This is a genomic window from Nocardia sp. NPDC052001, assembly GCF_040680615.1.
GTDB lineage: Bacteria > Actinomycetota > Actinomycetes > Mycobacteriales > Mycobacteriaceae > Nocardia.
On the sequence record NZ_JBFAXC010000001.1, the window covers coordinates 941,628 to 956,677 of the forward strand.

Sequence of the window (15,050 nt, forward strand, 5' to 3'; positions counted from 1 at the left end):
ACCAGGCTGGAAGGGCGTATTCGCTCCCAAATGGTAAAGAAAATCGGGTACGCCCCCCAACCCAGCCCCACGGCCGGTTCTGGCTCTGCCAGCCGCTCCAAAGCAACCCCTTCCCCATCCCGACCAAACACATGGGTCGGCCACTATCCGCCCGTACGAATCCAGGGCACCCGTCAGGCGGGATCCGCCCCCATCGGGTTCGGATAGGGAACCGCACCACTGCGTGCCACCGCTTTCGCAGCCGGTGTCAGTACAGCCAATGCGTCAGCAATGGCAGGCACGGACTCATATGCGGTCATGGCGAGAGCATCGGTACGAGATTCGATATGTGCGCGCAGGTCTCGCCCGGCGTCAGTCAGGCCGGTATCGGAGATCAGATCGCGCGATCGCAGGCGGGATTGAGCCGCAGCCCAATCGGATTCGGTCCAACCGCGATTGGCCTGCCACCAGTCCGCCGGGGTGCCGCTGTGGGCGGCGAACAGCACGTGCGCCTCGCATCCGTCGATGCCCTCGGCAAGCAGGCAGGCGACGTGGCCGTCGCCACGATGTTCACGCAGTGTCGTGGCCGCTTGCCAGAGAGCCTCGACGGGATCGGCGGGAGTGGGTAGATCGCGGTTGGCGGCGAAGAGCGCACGTCCCGGTGCGGCAGCTGATTCGATCGCGGCATGCAATGTGGGAAGGGTTGTGGCGGCTACGGTTTCGATATCCGGCGTGATCGAACGCAATACCGAGGCGGCGGCCGTGCGGCGAGTTTCCAGCACGGCCTCGGGAGTCGCGAAGGTCCAGGCATCCGGAATGGCGCGTCGGATCATCGCCGGATGGAAGTTGTAGAACGTGGCCTCCACCAGATTCGGTCCCGCCGCGCCGAACGGGGCCGATCGGGTCGCGAAGTAGCCCATCCAAAATCCGCGCAGCCCAACGGCCTTATTGGCGGCAACGCACTCCGGGCTGAAGTAGGTGATCGCGTGCAGCGGTTCGAGTACCCGCCACATGGTCCGCGCGAAGCTGTTGTCCATACCCATCCTTGACACTCCGTAAGTCTTCGGCGTTGAATTCTTGCCGATCGTAAGAACTGTGACGCAGGGCACATTATTGATAATCGCCGGTAACCCGGATTCATATTCAGGCAACACGCTCGACCCCACAATTCTCACAGGTCGGGCGAGCCCGACAGTGAATGTGGTGCTAGCTGGAGGCGAAAACGAGTGGCAGTGACCGATGAGGGGCAAACCGTCTACGGCGACCGTGTCATAGCCGTCGAACCCGGCGGTGATGATCACATCCCCGATAGCGCCCGGCACGGCACTCCCCGAAAATTGTTCTGGACCTGGATGTCTCCGAATATGGAGTTCGCGACGATCTTCGTCGGGGTGCTCGCGGTGACCTTCTACGGCATGAACTTCTGGCAGGCGAGCCTCGGTCTCGCGGTCGGTATCGGTCTCGGGGCGATCGCGCACTATCTGTTGTCGGCGCGCGGACCGCTTTACGGCGTACCGCAAATGGTCTTGGGCCGCTTAGGATTCGGTTATCGCGGCAATGTGCTGCCCGCCGGATTCATGGCCGTCATGTGCGGGGTGGGCTGGTTCGCCACCAATAGCGTGAGCGGGGCCTTCGCCTTGAACTCGCTGACCGGACTGCCGAAACTGCCGTCATTGATCGTGATCGTGCTGGCGCAAACGGCTTTCGCGTTCTTCGGGCACAACCTGGTGCAGGCGTTCGAGCGAATCGCGTTCCCGCTCTTGGCGATCGTATTCGCCATTGTCACCGTGGTGATCTTCAGCAAGGCCGATCTGGGCGCGGCCGCCCCGGCCGGGGGAGTGGGCGGCATCGGCGGCTTCCTGCTCACCGTCGGTACCGCGTTCGGCTATGCCGCGGGCTGGAATCCCTACGCGGCGGACTACTCCCGGTATCTGCCGTCCTCGGTTTCCAAGACCGCGACCGGGCTCTACGCCTCCGCCGGACTGTTCATCTCCTGCCTCTGGTTGACCATGGTCGGTGCGGCGTCGGCAACCGTGGCCACCACCGTGCAGGGCAGCCCCACCGATGTCTTCACCGCGAATCTGCCGTCGTTCCTGGCGAAATTGACGCTGCTCGCCATCGCCGTCGGTGCCGTGGCGGCCAATGCGCTGAATGTGTATTCGGGTGCCATGGCATTCGTGACCATGGGCTTCAAACTCCCGGTCCGCACCCAGCGGGCATTGGTCTCAGCCGTATTCGGACTCGTCGGCTTTCTGGTCGCCTGGTGGGCGCTGCCCGACGCGGCCGCCAACTATGAGGCGTTCCTGCTGATCGTCGCGTACTGGATCGGCCCGTGGGTGGGCATCGTCTTCGCCGACGAATATCTGCGCCGCGGCGAGCGCATCGACCATCTGCTCTACGACCGCGCCTATACGAACTGGCCCGGTGTGGCCGCCTTCCTGATCGGTCTGGTCGTCTCGGTGCTGCTGTTCTCCAATCAGGCCAAGTTCGTCGGCTATGTGGTGCGGCAGGTGCCCGAGCTGGGGGATATCACCTTCTTCATCGGATTCCTGATCTCCGGCGGCGCCTATCTGCTGTTCGGACGCTCCAGGATTTCTCAGACTCCGGTGGCAGCATGATCGGCATGATCAACGCAAAGGAGCTGCTGATCGCGGCTGTCGACGAGGCGCGACTGGGGCTGGCCGAGGGCGGTATTCCGATCGGCGCGGCACTGTTCGACTCCGACGGCAACCTGCTCGGCCGGGGCCACAACCGGCGCGTGCAAGTCGGTGACCCCAGCCTGCACGCCGAAACCGACGCCTTCCGCAATGCCGGTCGCCGCCGCGACTACCGCGACACCATCATGGTCACCACGCTCTCGCCGTGCTGGTATTGCAGCGGCCTGGTGCGCCAGTTCAATATCGGCGCGGTCATCGTCGGGGAAGCCCGCACCTTCAACGGCGGCCACGAATGGCTTGCGGAGCACGGTGTTTCGATCACCGTGCTCGATGATCCGGACTGCGTGGACATGATGGAGAAGTTCATCAGGGACCGGCCCGAACTGTGGAACGAGGACATCGGAGTGGCCGAGTGAACGCCATCGCCACCGTCGACCTGGATCGCTGGCGAAGCGGTGGCGCGGATGCCGCCCGGGTGCTGCGCGAGGTCGACGAAGGCATGCAGCGCGCCGGATTCCTGCTGGTGCGCGGACACGGTGTGCGGCAAGGACTTCCGGGCGAGCTCCGGGCGGCCGCCAGGCGCTTCTTCGCCCTGCCTGCCGAGGTGAAGCAGCGCTACGCCACCGCCGTCGGCGGGCGCGGCTGGATCGGTCCCGGAATGGAGGCCAACGGCTATGCCGAGGGCACCGAGACCCCGCCCGATCTCAAGGAGACCTTCGCCATCGGCGCGGACACCCGCACCGGCGACGCGGCGGTCGATTCGGTCTGGTTCCTCGACAATGTCTGGCCCGCCGAGATCACCGAACTGCGCGAGCTGTTCACCACCTACACCGATGCCATGCGCGTGCTCTCGGATGAGCTGCTCGCGCTCTTCGCCGCCGCACTCGACTTGCCGCACAACCCTTTTCAAGGTTTGGCGAGCTTGCCCACCTGGACCTGCAATATCAACTGGTATCCGCCGCTGACCCAGGTCGGCGCTCCCGAACCCGGGCAGTTCCGCATCGGCCCGCACACCGACTTCGGCACCGTCACCGTGCTCGATCGTGAACCCGGTGCGGGTGGGCTTCAGGTCTACACCGATGAGGGCGGCTGGGCCGACGCGCCTTTCGATCCGGACGCCCTCACCGTGAATATCGGTGATCTGCTGGCACATTGGAGCGGTCAGCGCTGGCCCGCCGGTCGGCATCGCGTCCTGCCCCCGCAGGCCACCGCGCCCGATGAGGATCTGGTCTCGCTGATCTACTTCTACGAGCTCGACCACGATGCGCGCGTCACGCCCCTGGCACCCCCGATCGGCCGCATCGGCGGACTCGAACCGGTGGTGTCCGCGGAATTCCTGCGCACCCGACTCGACGCCATCTCCCTCGGCTGAGACTTTCCGGCGAGTTCCCACGGCCGTCGTCCGGCGGCGGCCGTGGGGGCGAATCCGCCACCGCTCGGCGCGGGAACATCTTCCCAGCCGTGGGGGTTGGCCACAGATATGACGACACTGGGACTGATCGGGAGCGGCAATATCGGCGGAACACTGGCCAGATTGGCTGTGGCCGCCGGAATTGATGTGGTGCTGAGTAATTCCCGGGGGCCGGAGACGCTGTCCGTCCTGGTGGCGGAACTGGGGGACCGGGCCAAGGCCGGAACGCCCGAGGAGGCCGCGGCCGCCGGGGATATCGTCGTGGTGACGGTGCCGCTCAAGGCGTATCGCGAGGTGCCGTCCGATCCGCTGGTCGGCAAGGTCGTCATCGACACCAATAACTACTACCCGGACCGCGACGGCGAATTCCCGGATCTGGCGGCGGGTGTCGCCACCAGTAGTGAACTGCTGCAACGGCATCTGCCGCGATCGCGAGTTGTCAAGGCGTTCAACAACATCTACTTCAAGCACCTCGCCGTACTCGGCCGCCCCGCCGATGCCCCCGATCGCACCACGCTGCCTATCGCGGGTGACGACTCCGAGGCGAAAGCCGCTGCGGCACAGCTGATCAGCGCGCTCGGGTTCGACACCCTCGATATCGGCGGTGCGAGCGACAGCTGGCGCACCCAGCCCGATACCCCGGTGTACGGCACTCCGTACTCGGCATCGGAGCCGTTCTGGGAGAGCGAGGCCGCCCCGGCCGATGCCGAGACGGTCCGCAAGGCGGTCGACGCCGCCGAGCGGTGAATGTCGCCGTCAGGCGGTGGTGGGCGCCCAGGCGTTGGCCGTGATCTCGAATCCGGGCAGCGCCTCGGGTGCCATCTTGGCCTCGAAGATGCGCTTGTATCCGGTGCCCGAGATGCGCCATACGCCGTCTTCGAGGCGGTAGGTGTCGGTGTAGTACGCGGCGCCGCGAATCAGGAAGTTATACTCCGGTGCTATCACCGTATCCTCCAGAAGCCAACTGCCGGAGGCGGTCTCGCCGTCCACCGTGATCTCCGGATGGGTGGCCACGTGCACGGTGATGATATTGCCGCTCAGCGCGCCCCGCATATAGTCGACAACCGCGTCCCGACCGGTGAATTCGAGCGGCTGGCCGCCCGAGGGTGAGCCGTACGAGGCCACGATGTCCTTGCTCAGGGTGTCGGCGAAATCGTCCCAGAGCTTGAGATCCAGCGTCCGAAGGTAGCGGTGCTTGAGCGCCCGGATCTGCTCCATTGCAATCGAATCCATGATGAATTTGAACACAGCGCAACCGATCTCGCATCGGTCGATGCGCTGGAACAAACACCGGTCCCGGTGATCGGGAATCTGCTTGCTTCAAACCGCCTCCCTACCTACCAAGCGGTTGCTAGGCTCGCCGCATGATTTCCACCCTGGTCTGGGGCACCGGCAATGTCGGCCGGGCCGCGATACGCGCTGTCGCCGCGCATCCCGCGCTGAAACTCACCGGAGTGCTCGTGCACAACCCGGACAAAGTAGGCCGGGACGCGGGCGAACTAGCGGGACTCGACACCGAGCTGGGGGTGGCGGCCACCGACGATATCGCCGCCGCACTCGCCACCGGTCCCGGCGCGGTCGTGTACGCCGCCTCCGGCGAAATCCGGCCCGATGACGCGCTCGCCGATATCGTGCAAGCCATTCGCGCCGGAGCCGTCGTGGTCACCCCCGCGCTGTACGCCCTCTACGACCAGCGGAACGCGCCTGCTGAAATGCGCGAACCCGTACTGAAAGCCATTGCGGAAGGCGGCGGTTCGCTGTTCGTCTCCGGAGTCGACCCGGGCTGGGGCAACGATGTGCTGCCCCTGCTGATCAGCGGCCTCGGTCACACCGTCGACGTGGTGCGCTGCCAGGAGATCTTCGACTACACCACCTACGACCAGCCCGATTCGGTCCGCTATCTGGTCGGCATGGGCCAGCCCATGGACTACGACCCGCCCATGCTGATGGCCACCGTGCCATCCATGGTGTGGGGCGGGCAGATTCGGCTCATCGCGCGCGGACTCGGCGTCGAGATCGAGGAAATCCGCGAGGTGGTGGATCGCCGCGCACTCGAGACCACCGTCAGCACCGAATTGATGGGTGATTTCGAGGCCGGCACCCAGGGCGCGATCCGCTTCGAGGTGCAGGGCATCGTCGACGGTGAGCCCCGCATCGTCATCGAACACGTCACCCGCATCCACGCCTCCTGCGCCACCGACTGGCCCGCGCCGCCCAGCGGAGCCGGCGCACACCGCGTCATCATCGAAGGCCGCCCGAACATCGAGGTCACCATTCAGGCCACCGATGAGGGCGGCAATCACTCGGCGGGCGGAAACGCCACCGCCGTAGGCAGATTGGTGCACGCCATCGACTGGCTCGTCACCGCCGAACCCGGACTCTACGACGCCCTCGACATCCCCCTCCGCCCCGGCACCCTCGGAAGGAACCAACCATGATTATCGACATCCCCGAAGGCAAAGACCCCATCGGCTACGTATGGGGCGAAATGGTCCCCGGCATCGGCGTCGCCGCCGCGGCCTTCTCCCTCGCGGTCTACGAGCACACCACGCTCGGCCTGCGTGAATTCGAAGCCGCCCGCCTGCGCATCGCGCAGATCAACGGCTGCCTCTTCTGCCTGGACTGGCGCACCGACCGCAATGGCGAGAAGGTCGAAGAGTCCTTCGAAGACGACGTAACCAACTGGCGCACAACGGAAAACTTCGACGACCGCACCCGCCTGGCCGCCGAATACGCCGAACGCTACGCCGAAGACCACCACAGCCTCGACGACGAATTCTGGCAGCGCATGTTCGCCCACTACTCCCAGGCCGAAGTAGTGGAACTGTCCATGTGCCTGGGTTCCTGGCTCGCCTTCGGCCGCCTGAACCACGTCCTCGGCCTGGACGCCGTCTGCGTCCTCCCGAGCCACGCCGCCGGAAAGTAATCACCACCGGGTGTTGTCCGAGGTTGGCGGACAACACCTTCCCGTTCACTCGAGACCGGAGAGATAGCCCCGCAGCAGCGTGTTCACCTCCGCGGCATGCGTGATATTCACCCCGTGCGTAGCTCCCGCGATCGTATGGAACTCCGCCGCACCCCCGAATTGCTTTGCCAGCCTTGCCATATCCTCATGGCTCTCGGCCTGATCGTGCTCCCCGCGAATCAAAACCACCGCCTGCTCGAGCCCTCCGATGGCCTCGGCCACCGACTCCCGCTCGATCAAACAGTCCGCGGCGAGCCGAATCCGGCCGCGATCACCGGTGCACCACTTGTCGATCCACGGCCGCTGATCCTCCGGGCTCCCGCCGATCATCGTCTTCGCGGTCACCTCCGCCATCGGCTCGAACGGCGTCATCCCCATCCACGCCTTCATGATTCCCCGATACCGCGCCTGCTCCTCGGGCGTATACGGCTCCGCCGACGTGGCGATGAGAATCAGCCCGCGTACCCGTTCCGGCCGCTGCAACGCCATCCGCATGGCGGTGTACCCGCCCTGCGACATGCCGCCCGCGACCACCTTCTCGATACCCAGCGCATCCACGACCGCCCACACATCGTTCGCCAGATCCCAATACGTGAACGGCTCCCCGGCATCCTCGGTCAACCCGTGCCCGCGCGCGTCCACCGCGATGATCCGGTACTCGGTTCCCAGCTCGGAAGCCTGCCGGGCGAACATCTCATGGTCCAGGAAGAAGCCGTGACTCAAGATGACCGCGGGGCCGTCACCACCGGTATCGGTGAAATGAACCCTGGTCCCGGCGGCGGTCACGAACGGCACGGCGATCTCCCATCACTTCGAATCCGCCGTCACCCTAACTGAAACCAGTTCCAGTTCCGTGTCGCCGCCCGCTCGTCGTAGGCTCGGGTTAGGTCAGCACGAGAAGTTCGGTGGGCGAGGCGATTTCGCAGCGCAGGCCGAACTTCTCCGCCACTCGCGCCAGTCCGTTGATATCGGTCGGCTCGGCGCGTGAGAGCACCAGTGCTCGCGCGAGCAGCCCCTTGTGATGTTTGTTGAAGTGGCTCACCACGGTTCGGCTGCCGTCGGGACGCTCGGTGAGGACCGTCGCGGTGACCGCGCCGTGGACGCGCCCCAGGTTCTGATACGTCCCCGAGCGCAGATCCACCGTCAACTGCCCGCCGGCCTCCTCGCGCAACGCCTCCGGCAGCACCTGCTTCCACAGCGATTGCAGCGTGGGCAGGCCCGGCAACTTCGACCCGCCCGAAAGCCGATACGCCGGAATCGGATCCCCCGCCCGAATCACCCCGAACAATGCCGACCCGATCGCCAGCCGAGCATCCGCCTTGGCCCGCTGCGCCTTGGTGAACCCCGGCGCATCCAACGCGTCATAGAGCACCCCGGTGTACCGATCCAGCGCCGCGCGGGTGGGGGAGCTGCGCAGGGCGGCATTGCGCGCGATTTCCGTGTCAGCCCCCTTGCCCAGCCCGAGCGCACTGCGCGAGGCATCCGGATCCCCGGCCAACTGACTCAGCTCGGTCACCAACTTATCGCGCACCGCCGTGAGCTGCGGCATCGCAAGGGCATCCAGGTCCAGGGGACCGCCCGAACCACCGTCGGACTTGGTTTCTGAGGGAGGCAGCAGCACCAGCACGAGCCAACACGGTAATGCCTTGTGAGCATCTCGTACGCAGCGGCTAGTCTGTGGAGCCGTGATCACCCGCCTCTCCCACCTCTTCCTGCGCACCCTGCGCGACGATCCCGCCGACGCCGAGGTGCCCAGCCACAAGCTGCTGGTCCGCGCCGGATATGTGCGGCGCATTGCCCCGGGTGTGTACTCGTGGCTGCCGCTCGGGCTGCGCACGCTGCGCAAGATCGAGAATGTCGTTCGCGAGGAGATGGACGCCATCGGCGCCCAGGAGATCTCACTGCCGGCGCTGCTGCCGCGCGAACCGTACGAAGCCACCAACCGGTGGACCGAATACGGTGACGCGCTGTTCCGGCTCAAGGACCGCAAGGGGCAGGACTACCTGCTCGGACCCACCCACGAGGAGCTGTTCGCGCTCACCGTGAAGGGTGAATACAACTCGTACAAGGATCTGCCGGTCACGCTGTACCAGATCCAGAACAAGTACCGCGATGAAGGCCGTCCGCGCGCGGGCATCCTGCGCGGCCGCGAATTCATCATGAAGGATTCGTACTCGTTCGACCTCGACGAGGACGGGCTCAAGAAGAGCTACAACGCGCACCGCGAGGCCTACCAGAAAATCTTCGAGCGCTTGGGCGTGTCGTACGTGATCGTGGCCGCCACCTCCGGCGCCATGGGCGGTTCCGCGTCCGAGGAATTCCTGGCCGACAGCCCCGTCGGCGAGGACACCTACGTGATCTGCCGCGAATCCGGTTATGCCGCAAACGTGGAAGCCGTGATCACCGCCGCACCGCCGGAGATCGCCCTCGAGGGCTTGGCCGAGGCCGTCGTACACGAGACCCCCGGCACCCCCACCATCGCCACCCTGGTCGACTGGGCCAATGGCGCGGGCATCGCCGAACAGTTCGGCCGCCCCGTCACCGCCGCCGACACGCTCAAGAACGTGCTCGTCAAGCTGCGCTACCCGGACGGCAAGACCGAGATCGTCGGCGTCGGCGTCCCCGGCGACCGCGAGATCGACGAGAAGCGCCTCGGCGCGTCGGTCGAGCCCGCCGAGGTCGAACTCCTCGACGATGCCGACTTCAAGGCCAACCCCTTCCTGGTGAAGGGCTACATCGGCCCGAAAGCACTGCTGGCCAACGGCGTTCGCTACCTGGTCGACCCGCGCGTGGTCTCCGGCACCGCCTGGATCACCGGCGCGGACGAGCCCGGCAAGCATTACGTCGGCCTGGTCGCGGGCCGCGACTTCACCCCCGACGGCACCATCGAGGCCGCCGAAGTCCGCGACGGCGATCCCTCGCCCGACGGCCGCGGCGTCCTGGAAGCCGCGCGCGGTATCGAGATCGGCCACATCTTCCAGCTCGGCCAGAAGTACACCGACTCCTTCGAGGTCGACGTCCTCGGCGAGAATGGCAAGCCGGTCCGCCTCACCATGGGCTCCTACGGCGTCGGCGTCTCCCGCATGGTCGCCGTCATCGCCGAGCAGATGCACGATGACAAGGGCCTGCGCTGGCCCCGGTCCGTGGCCCCGTACGACGTGCACGTCGTCATCGCCAACAAGGACGACGCCGCCCGCGAAGGCGCGGAACAGGTTGTCGCCGAACTCAACTCGGCCGGCCTGGACGTGCTTTTCGACGACCGCAAGGCCTCCCCGGGCGTGAAGTTCAAGGATGCCGAACTGCTCGGCATGCCCCTGGTCGTGGTCATCGGCCGCGGCTGGTCCGAGGGCAAGCTGGAACTGCGTGACCGCTTCACCGGCGAGAGCGAGGAGTTCCCGGCCGAAACCGCCGTGGCGAGCATCATCGCCCGCGTGCGCGGCTGATCGGCGAATCACCCCGGCACACAACGCGAATCGAGCCGCGCACCCTCGGGTGCGCGGCTCGGCGATTTTCGGGCTCGGTCGCTAGTTGAACGCCTTCGCGACGCCGTCCAGTAGATGCTCGAGGGTGTCGTAGTTGGGCGGATCCACCACATCGATGAGGTTGGGCACCACTGGAACCCGGTGCTCGGTGGTGACCTTGGTGAACAGCGATGCATCGGCGGGCCGGAAGCCGTGCTCGGCGGCCAGGCGCTGTAGCTCGGGATCGGTGGAGAGCAGCTTGCCGATGGTGTCGCCCTTATCGTTCAGGGGCACCACGGTGTGCTGGGACATGACCGTGGGGGATGGGTACATGAGCACCATGTCCGGCTTCAGCTGATTGTGCACGGCCGCGTCCACGTACTGGGCCTCGTAGATCCACACCATGGGTGTGGGCCCCATGCCATTGGCGAGGTACTCCTTGAACGGCCCGTCGGTGCTGTTCTCGGTGTAGCCCTGACGCGTGAACAGGCGCGAAATACGGGACACCGCATAGTCTTCCGCCTTGCCGCCGCGCACGATGGTGTTGTCATTGGCGACATAGGCGGTCACGGCGAGATACATGGCCGCGGAGTTGGATGTGCGCGGATCGGTGGTCCCCACCAGTACGTTCTTGCGCACCGGATAGGTCGTATTGCCTTCCAGCTGATCCCACTGCACCCCCTTCTCGGCGAGCGCGAGGTACTTCTCGACATCGAAAGCCGGTGTCGGACCGGGCTGTACGACCCCGGCGGCGGTCAGCAGATCCACGATCGGCTTGAAGGTGGCGATCGCCATCGGCGAGGAGAACGGCGTGTACTTGCCGCTCACGTTCCTCAGCCGCTGAATCCGTTCCGCCGCTGCCGAACTGGACGGGAAGGCGAAATCGTATCTGCCCAGGTCCACCGAGGTCGCGATCTGCCGCGATCCGGCCGGATCCACCTCGATCTTGACCCCCTGCTTGGCCAGCGCGTCCACCACCCGCTGATCGGAGAAGAACGCCATCTTCTCCGACCCGACCACCCCGCGCACCGTGGTGAGCCCGGCCGGTGCCGCGGCGACAGGCTCGGAATCCGGCCCCTGCACGGCGATCACGGTCACCACCCCGACCACCGCGACCACGGCCGCCGCCGCACCCACCAGTACGGTCCGCCGCTTCACCCCCAACCGGTCCAAGGTGTCGAACAGATGACTACTGGCCGAATTCGAATTGTCCCCCAATGGAATTGCTTCCGAATTATTCGAATTCGATTGTTCGGCATTATTTTCCACTTCGACCGGAGTGAGCTCGCGCCGCACAATCCGCTCGATCAGAATGGGAACGAAATCGCGCACCTTATGACCGTCGAACCGCTGCCGGACCGCACCCACCGCAGCCTCGACCCGCTCCGCCGAATACTCCTCGCCATAACGCTCTACCAGGCGATTCGTAACCTCACGCAGTGCTTTTTCTTCCCGGGCAGCATCAACCGCCACAGCCACTCCTCGACTCACACCGGAATTGAATTGCGCGGCAAAAAGATTACGCCCAACCGCGTCCGGACAACCCTACCGGTATTCCCAGCCTCAGGACTGCCCCGGAAAAGCGTTGGTGGCGGGATTGTTCCCGAGAATGGTGTTCCAAGTGGCTTCGCGGAGAGCGGATTCGGTGAGCGCGTCCAGTGCGGTGCGACGGATTTCCGGGGTGTCCGCGCGTTCCAGGGCGGAGTGCCACGCGGCGGCGGTATCGGCTTCGACGGTGACGGCGAGCTTGGCCGCCGGGATGGGATCGTCGACGGTGAAGGGGACGGTATAGGCGGCGGCGGGAGCGGGGACGGTCGCGCCGAGCGCCTTCAAGGTGTCGATGGTCGCGTCGCGCCGGGCGCGATGGGCCGCGGTGCATTCGGAGACGTACTTGTCGCGATCGTTATTGGCGTAGGCGGCGATGACGCCGTAGGCGTAGACGGCGGCGTACTCGGCACTCAGCGCATCGGTGAGTGCCTGCTGATCGGGGAGGGTCATGCGAGCAGGACTCCCGCCTGGGTGGCGCACGCGGCGCTGATCGAACCGAGCAGGCCCGCTCGGTAACCGGAGAGCTGAATCGAGAGATCGGCGGCCGAGCGCTGCGCTTGGCTCAGACCGGCTTTGAGCTGACTGACCGCGGGCGGCGGCACGGGCACCACGGGGGTGGGCGGTGCGACGCGCTTGGAGGGTGTGGTGCCGTCACCGTAAACGCCTATGGCGCGGTCGATTTCGGCCCGCAACGCATCGGCGTGCGCACCGCGCTGCGTCGCGATGGTCTGCAATGCGACGGCCTTGTCCGGGTTGGTGGCGATGGCCGCCTGCGCGGACGCGGCATCCGAGCGCGCCGACTCCTCCTGTGCCAGAAGGGGATCCGGCAGTTCCGGAGCCGCTTCGGTGGTGCACGCCGTCAACGCGCCGACGGCGGCGACGGCGAGCGCGCCACCACCGGCGAGGCGCAGCACGGCACGGCGGTCCATAGCGGATCCGGGGGGCTCGGGCAATTGCGTGACACCGGCCATAGGGCCGCTCAGACTGCTGGGCACCCGTACATGGTGCCAGCCATCGCGGCGCACCCCCGTCGTCAGGGCCGTCGGATAGGCTGTGATCTCGATCGATACGTTGCCGCGATGGGCGAGTCGGCAGCCAACACGCCGTCGCCCGGTAGCGCCGACCATGCCGAAGTCGTGAACCTCGGCTGGTCCTTTACACTCTTTCCGCGCGTTACGCTAGACCTCCCGGTGCGCAAATTCACCGGAAACTCGCACCGCCACAACCGACAACTCAATCCGTCACAACTGAACCAGGAGCCGCCCCACATGCCGATGCCGACCGAGGAAAGGGTGAGCCAGCTAGTTGCTGAGCTCGTCGAACGCCGGGGATTCGATCTCGAAGGCGTTTCGATTTCGGCTGCCGGTACAGCGCATGCCAAGGTGAAGGTGACGGTCGACAGCGATGAGGCGGCCCCACTGGACGCCGTCGCGAAACTGAGTTCGGAAATCTCGGAAATCCTCGACGAGGCAGGCGACTTCGGCGAGACCCCGTATCTGCTGGAGGTCACCACCCCCGGCATCGATCGACCCCTGACCGAGCTACGCCACTGGCGGCGCGCACAGGGCCGCAAGGTGAAGGTCACGCTCCGCACGGGCGTGCAGTCCCCGGAGGAGAAGGGCAAACCGCGTTTCGAGGCACGCGTCGGCGTCGCCACCGCAGAGCAGGTGGCGCTGGTCCTCGGCGGCAAGCGGAATCCGCACCGGGTGACGGTGCCGCTGGCCGATATCGAGTTCGCCGTGGTCCAGGTGGAGTTCTCACCACCCGGAGCCGCTGAACTGGAACTGGCTGGGGGAGTGGCGCCGGGCCGTCCCCAGCCCGGTGCGGAGGCCGTCGACACGGGTGCGCCACCCGATGACGACGATGACGACGACGAAGCAACAGACGAAGCAGTATCCGATTCACCGACCGAAGGGATCGTGGAATGAACATCGAAATCGAAGCCCTGCGCGCGATAGTCGCCGACAAGGGGATCTCGATGGAGACCGTGATCTCCGCGATCGAGTCCGCGTTGCTCACCGCCTACCGGCACACCGAGGGGCATCAGCCCAACGCTCGCATCGACATCAACCAGAAGACCGGTGTGGTGCGCGTGATGGCCCGCGAGGTCGACGCCGACGGCAACATGATCTCCGAATGGGACGACACCCCAGAGGGTTTCGGCCGCATCGCGGCAACCACCGCCCGCCAGGTCGTGCTCCAGCGACTGCGCGACGCGGAGAACGAGAAATCGTTCGGCGACTTCGCCACTCATGAGGGCGATATCGTCGGCGGCGTCGTCCAGCGCGACGCCCGCATGAACGCCCGCGGCACCATCGTGGTCCGCATCGGCAGCGAGGCGCACGGCGCGGAGGGCGTCATCCCGCCCGCCGAGCAGGTACCGGGCGAAACCTATGAGCACGGCGATCGCATCAAGTGCTACGTGGTCGGCGTCTCGCGCGGTCCGCGCGGCCCGCAGATCACCCTCTCGCGCACGCATCCGAATCTGGTGCGCCGCCTGTTCGCACTCGAGGTCCCGGAGATCGCGGACGGTTCGGTCGAGATCGTGGCCGTGGCCCGCGAGGCCGGGCACCGCTCCAAGATCGCGGTCCGCTCCACCGTGCAAGGCGTGAACGCCAAGGGCGCGTGCATCGGCCCGATGGGTCAGCGCGTGCGCAATGTGATGAGCGAGCTCGCCGGCGAGAAGATCGACATCATCGATTACGCCGAGGATCCGGCCGCCTTCGTCGGGAATGCGCTGTCCCCGTCGAAAGTTGTATCGGTCACGATCGTCGACCCCGACGCCCGTGCGGCGCGGGTCGTGGTGCCGGACTTCCAGCTCTCGCTGGCGATCGGCAAGGAAGGTCAGAATGCTCGTCTCGCCGCCCGTCTCACGGGCTGGCGAATCGACATTCGCAGTGATGCGGCCCCCGATGTGGCCGGTTCGGTGCGCACCGAGGCGCACCGGAGCTGAGTAGGGGTTGATCTTGCCGGAGTGCTCCGGCCCGGTCGGTCCCGAGATTTGGTAAACAGACCCCCTGGATGACAGC

General features: G+C 66.1%; 16 protein-coding genes. 9 read left to right on the forward strand and 7 right to left on the reverse strand.

The window, feature by feature from the left end; all coding sequences use genetic code 11:
• Window positions 1-173 precede the first annotated feature (173 nt).
• Window positions 174-1,016, reverse strand: a complete 843-nt coding sequence (locus AB0L82_RS04430) for a hypothetical protein (RefSeq protein WP_364630877.1) — start codon at window positions 1,014-1,016, stop codon at window positions 174-176.
• Window positions 1,017-1,205: 189 nt separating this feature from the next.
• Between AB0L82_RS04430 and AB0L82_RS04435 the strand changes: the two genes are divergently transcribed.
• The 4 genes from AB0L82_RS04435 (at window position 1,206) to AB0L82_RS04450 (ending at window position 4,794) form a co-directional block, all read left to right on the forward strand.
• On the forward strand, window positions 1,206-2,597 hold the full coding sequence (locus AB0L82_RS04435) for a cytosine permease (protein ID WP_364630880.1): 1,392 nt from the start codon (window positions 1,206-1,208) through the stop codon (window positions 2,595-2,597).
• Window positions 2,598-2,602: 5 nt separating this feature from the next.
• On the forward strand, window positions 2,603-3,052 hold the full coding sequence (locus AB0L82_RS04440) for a nucleoside deaminase (RefSeq protein WP_364630883.1): 450 nt from the start codon (window positions 2,603-2,605) through the stop codon (window positions 3,050-3,052).
• Window positions 3,049-4,008 carry a 2-oxoglutarate and iron-dependent oxygenase domain-containing protein gene (locus AB0L82_RS04445; RefSeq protein WP_364630886.1) on the forward strand — a complete coding sequence of 320 codons (960 nt, stop codon included), beginning with the start codon at window positions 3,049-3,051 and terminating at the stop codon, window positions 4,006-4,008. Before AB0L82_RS04440 ends, AB0L82_RS04445 begins: the two co-directional genes overlap by 4 nt.
• Window positions 4,009-4,116: 108 nt before the next feature.
• The gene (locus tag AB0L82_RS04450) at window positions 4,117-4,794 is read left to right on the forward strand and encodes an NADPH-dependent F420 reductase (protein ID WP_364630889.1); all 678 of its coding nucleotides are present in this window, start codon (window positions 4,117-4,119) and stop codon (window positions 4,792-4,794) included.
• Window positions 4,795-4,803: 9 nt separating this feature from the next.
• Here the strand turns inward: AB0L82_RS04450 and AB0L82_RS04455 are convergent, their stop codons facing one another.
• Complete coding sequence (locus AB0L82_RS04455; protein WP_364630892.1) at window positions 4,804-5,334, reverse strand: nuclear transport factor 2 family protein; 531 nt, start codon at window positions 5,332-5,334, stop codon at window positions 4,804-4,806.
• Window positions 5,335-5,411: 77 nt separating this feature from the next.
• Between AB0L82_RS04455 and AB0L82_RS04460 the strand changes: the two genes are divergently transcribed.
• Together AB0L82_RS04460 and AB0L82_RS04465 are read left to right on the forward strand one after the other, a co-directional pair.
• Entirely contained in the window at window positions 5,412-6,485 is a 1,074-nt protein-coding gene (locus AB0L82_RS04460) for a dihydrodipicolinate reductase (RefSeq protein ID WP_364630895.1), read from the forward strand.
• A complete protein-coding gene (locus tag AB0L82_RS04465) occupies window positions 6,482-6,973 on the forward strand; it encodes a carboxymuconolactone decarboxylase family protein (protein WP_364630898.1) in 492 nt (163 codons plus the stop codon). The genes AB0L82_RS04460 and AB0L82_RS04465 overlap by 4 nt, the downstream gene beginning before the upstream one ends.
• 45 nt (window positions 6,974-7,018) lie before the next feature.
• Here the strand turns inward: AB0L82_RS04465 and AB0L82_RS04470 are convergent, their stop codons facing one another.
• Together AB0L82_RS04470 and yaaA are read right to left on the reverse strand one after the other, a co-directional pair.
• Window positions 7,019-7,807 (reverse strand): alpha/beta hydrolase, encoded by a 789-nt coding sequence (locus tag AB0L82_RS04470; protein WP_364630900.1) that lies wholly within the window; start codon window positions 7,805-7,807, stop codon window positions 7,019-7,021.
• 88 nt (window positions 7,808-7,895) lie between these two features.
• Window positions 7,896-8,639, reverse strand: coding sequence for a peroxide stress protein YaaA (gene yaaA, locus AB0L82_RS04475; protein ID WP_364630903.1), 744 nt, complete (start codon window positions 8,637-8,639; stop codon window positions 7,896-7,898).
• Between the two features lie 58 nt (window positions 8,640-8,697).
• Here yaaA and AB0L82_RS04480 point away from each other — a divergent pair, with 58 nt between their 5' ends.
• Window positions 8,698-10,455, forward strand: a complete 1,758-nt coding sequence (locus tag AB0L82_RS04480) for a proline--tRNA ligase (RefSeq protein WP_364630906.1) — start codon at window positions 8,698-8,700, stop codon at window positions 10,453-10,455.
• A gap of 81 nt (window positions 10,456-10,536) precedes the next feature.
• On the opposite strand, the gene AB0L82_RS04485 is transcribed toward AB0L82_RS04480, so the two are convergent.
• The 3 genes from AB0L82_RS04485 to AB0L82_RS04495 all read right to left on the reverse strand — a co-directional run bounded on the left by AB0L82_RS04485 (window position 10,537) and on the right by AB0L82_RS04495 (window position 12,950).
• On the reverse strand, window positions 10,537-11,946 hold the full coding sequence (locus AB0L82_RS04485; protein WP_364630909.1) for a three-helix bundle dimerization domain-containing protein: 1,410 nt from the start codon (window positions 11,944-11,946) through the stop codon (window positions 10,537-10,539).
• Window positions 11,947-12,036: 90 nt separating this feature from the next.
• Window positions 12,037-12,471 (reverse strand): ferritin-like domain-containing protein, encoded by a 435-nt coding sequence (locus tag AB0L82_RS04490; protein ID WP_364630912.1) that lies wholly within the window; start codon window positions 12,469-12,471, stop codon window positions 12,037-12,039.
• The gene (locus AB0L82_RS04495; RefSeq protein ID WP_364630915.1) at window positions 12,468-12,950 is read right to left on the reverse strand and encodes a hypothetical protein; all 483 of its coding nucleotides are present in this window, start codon (window positions 12,948-12,950) and stop codon (window positions 12,468-12,470) included. The genes AB0L82_RS04490 and AB0L82_RS04495 overlap by 4 nt, the downstream gene beginning before the upstream one ends.
• Before the next feature lie 150 nt (window positions 12,951-13,100).
• On the opposite strand from AB0L82_RS04495, the gene rimP reads away from it, so the two are divergent.
• Both rimP and nusA read left to right on the forward strand, forming a co-directional pair.
• Window positions 13,101-13,949 (forward strand): ribosome maturation factor RimP, encoded by an 849-nt coding sequence (gene rimP, locus AB0L82_RS04500; RefSeq protein ID WP_364630918.1) that lies wholly within the window; start codon window positions 13,101-13,103, stop codon window positions 13,947-13,949.
• Entirely contained in the window at window positions 13,946-14,974 is a 1,029-nt protein-coding gene (gene nusA, locus AB0L82_RS04505) for a transcription termination factor NusA (protein WP_364630921.1), read from the forward strand. The genes rimP and nusA overlap by 4 nt, the downstream gene beginning before the upstream one ends.
• The last annotated feature ends 76 nt before the right edge of the window (window positions 14,975-15,050 follow it).